Annotated in this window: 3 protein-coding genes and 1 pseudogene; all 4 read left to right on the top strand. The window is 30.7% G+C overall.

Features of this window, described 5'->3' with window-relative positions; genetic code table 11:
- Window positions 1-2100 (top strand): TonB-dependent receptor (locus ACTG3S_RS01910; RefSeq protein WP_439127687.1); only part of this gene is annotated, 2100 nt, incomplete at its 5' end.
- Window positions 2101-2438: 338 nt separating this feature from the next.
- Window positions 2439-2858, top strand: a complete 420-nt coding sequence (locus ACTG3S_RS01905; protein ID WP_439127686.1) for a DUF2141 domain-containing protein — start codon at window positions 2439-2441, stop codon at window positions 2856-2858.
- A 2-nt stretch (window positions 2859-2860) separates the two neighbouring features.
- A complete protein-coding gene (locus ACTG3S_RS01900) occupies window positions 2861-3490 on the top strand; it encodes a DUF2306 domain-containing protein (protein WP_439127685.1) in 630 nt (209 codons plus the stop codon).
- Window positions 3491-3502: 12 nt separating this feature from the next.
- Window positions 3503-3857 (top strand): annotated as a pseudogene (locus tag ACTG3S_RS01895) (hypothetical protein); the annotation flags it as partial.

Below are 3857 nucleotides of genomic sequence, written 5' to 3'. Positions count from 1 at the left end.
AAAGTAACAGATGCTAAAAACAAGCCTATATTTGGTGCAAATGTATATTTAGAGGGCACATATGATGGCACATCTACCAACCAAAAAGGCGAATTTTCTTTTAAAACCGAAGAAAAAGGAACTCAAAAACTTATAATTTCTTTCATTTCGTTTGAAACTTTTACAAAAACAGCAGCAGTTACATCACTAAAAAATTTAAATATAAAATTACGAGATGATGTAAACTCGTTAGACGCAGTTGTAATAAATGCGGGTACTTTTGAAGCGGGAGAAAAAGCCAAAGTTACCGTTTTAAAACCTTTAGATATAGTAACCACAGCAAGTGCTTTGGGCGATTTTGTGGGCGCTTTACAAACCATACCAGGAACTGCAACTGTTGCAGAAGATGGCCGCTTGTTTGTAAGAGGTGGAGAAGCAGAAGAAACCCAAATTTTTATTGATGGCGCTAGAGTTTTTACACCTTTTACACCAACTACAAATAACATTCCAACCAGAGGTAGATATTCCCCTTTTTTATTCAAAGGAATTTCGTTTTCTACAGGTGGTTATTCTGCAGAATATGGGCAAGCACTATCTAGTGTTTTATTATTGAATACTATTGATGAGCCAGATCAAGAAAAAACTGACATTTCTTTAATGACAGTGGGCTTAGGAGTTGGCAATACACAAAAATGGAAAAACAGTTCTTTTAGCATCAATACTTCTTATATAAACTTAGCACCTTATTTAGCCGTTTTTAATGATAGAAATACGTGGAACAAACCAATTCAATCGGCAAATGGCGAAATGGTTTATAGACAAGAATTTAAAGATAATTCGATGCTAAAATTATACAGCGCTTACAGCTATTCAGATTTTGATGTTGTACAAGATGATATTAATTTTGATGATGGCTTTCGTTTTGGACTTCAAAATAGAAACTTATATTTTAATGCCTCTTATAAGAATAAATTTGGTAATAATTGGAAATATGAAACTGCCTTAAGTTACACAAACGACCATACAAACATAAAAATTATAGAAGATAAAGTTGCCAGTAACGACAATTCTTATCACTTTAAAACCAAACTAAAAAAACGTTTTTATAGCAGAATTCGTTTAAATTTTGGTGCAGAATATTTTATCACTAATTATGATGAAAGCTACACTCCAGAAAATAGTACTAAATTCAATTACGGTTTTAACAACAATATTTTTGCTTCTTTTGTAGAAACTGATATTTTCTTTTCTAAAGATTTAGCTGCAAAAGTGGGCGTTCGTGCAGAAAATTCTGAATTATTAAATCAGTTTACAATAGCACCAAGAGCATCCGTTTCCTATAAATCTAGTAAAAACACGCAATTCTCTTTGGCTTATGGGCAATTTTATCAAAACCCAAATAGTGAGTTTTTAAAATTTTCAAAAGACTTAAAAGCCCAAAACACTTCGCACTTAATTGCTAATTTTCAATCGGTAAAACAAGGGCAAATTTTTAGAGTAGAAGCGTATTATAAAGATTATAATAGCTTGGTAAAATTTAACAACAACAATTTAAATAATAACCAACCTAACTTTAATAGCACATTTAGCAATAACGGTTTGGGTTATGCAAAAGGTGTTGATGTTTTTTGGAGACAAAATGGCAAAATTAAAAATACAGATTATTGGGTATCCTATTCTTATTTAGACACAGAAAGAGATTACAGAAATTATCCAATAACAGCCACTCCTAGTTTTGCCTCTAAACATAATTTATCTGTGGTTACCAAACATTGGATAGAAGACTGGCAAAGCCAAATTGGGTTTAGTTATCAATTTGCTTCTGGCAGAACGTTTACCAACCCAAATGAACCTGGATTTTTAAATAATACAACAAAAAACTTTCATAATCTAAGTTTTAATTGGGCGTATTTAATCGATCAGCAAAAGATATTATACTTTTCTGCAAACAACATTTTAGGTACCAAAAATATCTTTGGCTACAATTATAAAAACACACCAGATGTAAATGGAAATTTTGAAAGACAGGCAAGAATACCTAATCAAGATAGCTTCTTTTTTGTAGGATTCTTTTGGACAATTAGTGACGATAAAAAATCGAATCAGTTAGATAATTTATAATATTTCATGAAGCTATTTCCTGCTTTCAGCACTCGCTTCACGCCAAAAAGCGTGAGAGCTCAAACAAATGCTTCAATCAGGGCTAAACTTGTTTACTAGCTATTTGCCTTCATTCAATACTTATCATTTTAAATGAGACTTTTTAGACGATTGAGAAATCTCACAATTAAAAGATTTCTCCAAAAAATCGAAATAACTCTCAAACTCAAAAACTTTGAACTTTGAACTTAAGAAAAATCAATTCAGTTGCAAAAAATTACAATTCGGTATGTTTCTTGTTTTTAAGATAAAAAAACATACGATATTTACAACATCAAACAAATAAAACAAACAAAACCATGAAAAAATTAACTTTAATTATCGCCATCATTTTTGGAGGAATACTAACAACCAATGCTCAAGAAGAAACGTATACTCTAACCATTAATATTTCTGGTTTAAGCTCTAATAAAGGAAAAGTCTTGGTAGCATTATATAACAAAAAAGAAGCTTTTTTAAAAAAACGTTTTAAAGGGGGAGTTGCAAAAATCACTAATAAAACAACAACTTATGTAATAGAAGGTATTCCAAAAGGAGAATATGCGGTTTCTTTCTTTCATGACGAGAATGATAATAACAAAATGGACACTAATTTTATTGGAATACCAAAAGAAGATTATGGTTGCTCTAACAATGCAACTGGTTTTATGGGACCACCAAAATATGATGATGCAAAGTTTCAATTATCAGAAAATAAAACCATCAACTTAGAATTATAAAAATGATTGCAAGAAAAATTTCTTATTATATTTTAGCATTTAGCTGTGTTGCCATAGGTTTATACCCTGCAATCTATTTTATAATCGATAGAAAGTTTGGCTTATTATCTAGTAAATCTGACATTCTTTTAGCAGATGTTCTTTGGAATTCGATGTTCTATACACATATTATTTTGGGTGGTATTGCCTTATTAATTGGCTGGATTCAATTCAATAAAAAATTTAGAAATCAAAATTTGAAACTACATAAAATAATTGGCAAAATTTATGTTGTTTGCTGCCTATTAAGTGCTATTGCAGGTTTTTATATTGCACTGCATGCAACTGGTGGCATCAGCCCAAAATTAGGTTTTTTATGTATGGCAATTTTTTGGTTTTTATCTACCTATTTTGCTTTTACTGCTATCAAAAAAGGAAATATTATCAAACATCAAAAATTAATGATTTATAGTTATGCAGCCTGTTTCTCTGCTGTAACTCTAAGAATTTGGTTGCCAATTTTAACAGCAACTTTAGGTGGCTTTTTACCTGCATACAGAATAGTTGCATGGTTATCTTGGATACCCAATTTAATAGTCGCCTATTTTATAATTCAATATCAATTTAAAAATCAAAAACTAAAACCAATTTAAAAAATACTTATCATGAAAAAAATTATAGCAATCATTGCAATTATCTTTACAGGAACTATCGCTGCTCAATCAAAATACCAAAAGGGAATGCAAAAAGCATTTACACTTTGGGAACAAGGAAAAACAGCAGAAGCTTCGCAACTTTTCGAAAGAATTTCTAAAGCTGAGCCTACCAAGTGGAAACCTGCGTATTATGCAGCTACTGTAGAAATTTTAGGAAGTTTCGGAATAAAAAACGAAACTAAATTAACAGCAAAACTTACTAAAGCACAGAAGTTTTTAGATGCTGCTAAAGCAAATTCTAAAAACAATCCAGAAATATTAATAACACAAGCTTTGTTAAATACGGGGTATATTGCTTTTGATG

The organism is Polaribacter sp. (genome assembly GCF_965656025.1).
Lineage (GTDB): Bacteria > Bacteroidota > Bacteroidia > Flavobacteriales > Flavobacteriaceae > Polaribacter.
The sequence above is the reverse complement of the archived record's forward strand: the minus strand, read 5'-3'. Positions and strand labels throughout refer to the sequence as shown.

Coding starts and splice junctions, on each gene's coding strand:
- ACTG3S_RS01900 (WP_439127685.1), top strand. CDS start 2,861: ATGATTGCAAGAAAAATTTCTTATTATATTTTAGCATTTAGCTGTGTT.
- ACTG3S_RS01905 (WP_439127686.1), top strand. CDS start 2,439: ATGAAAAAATTAACTTTAATTATCGCCATCATTTTTGGAGGAATACTA.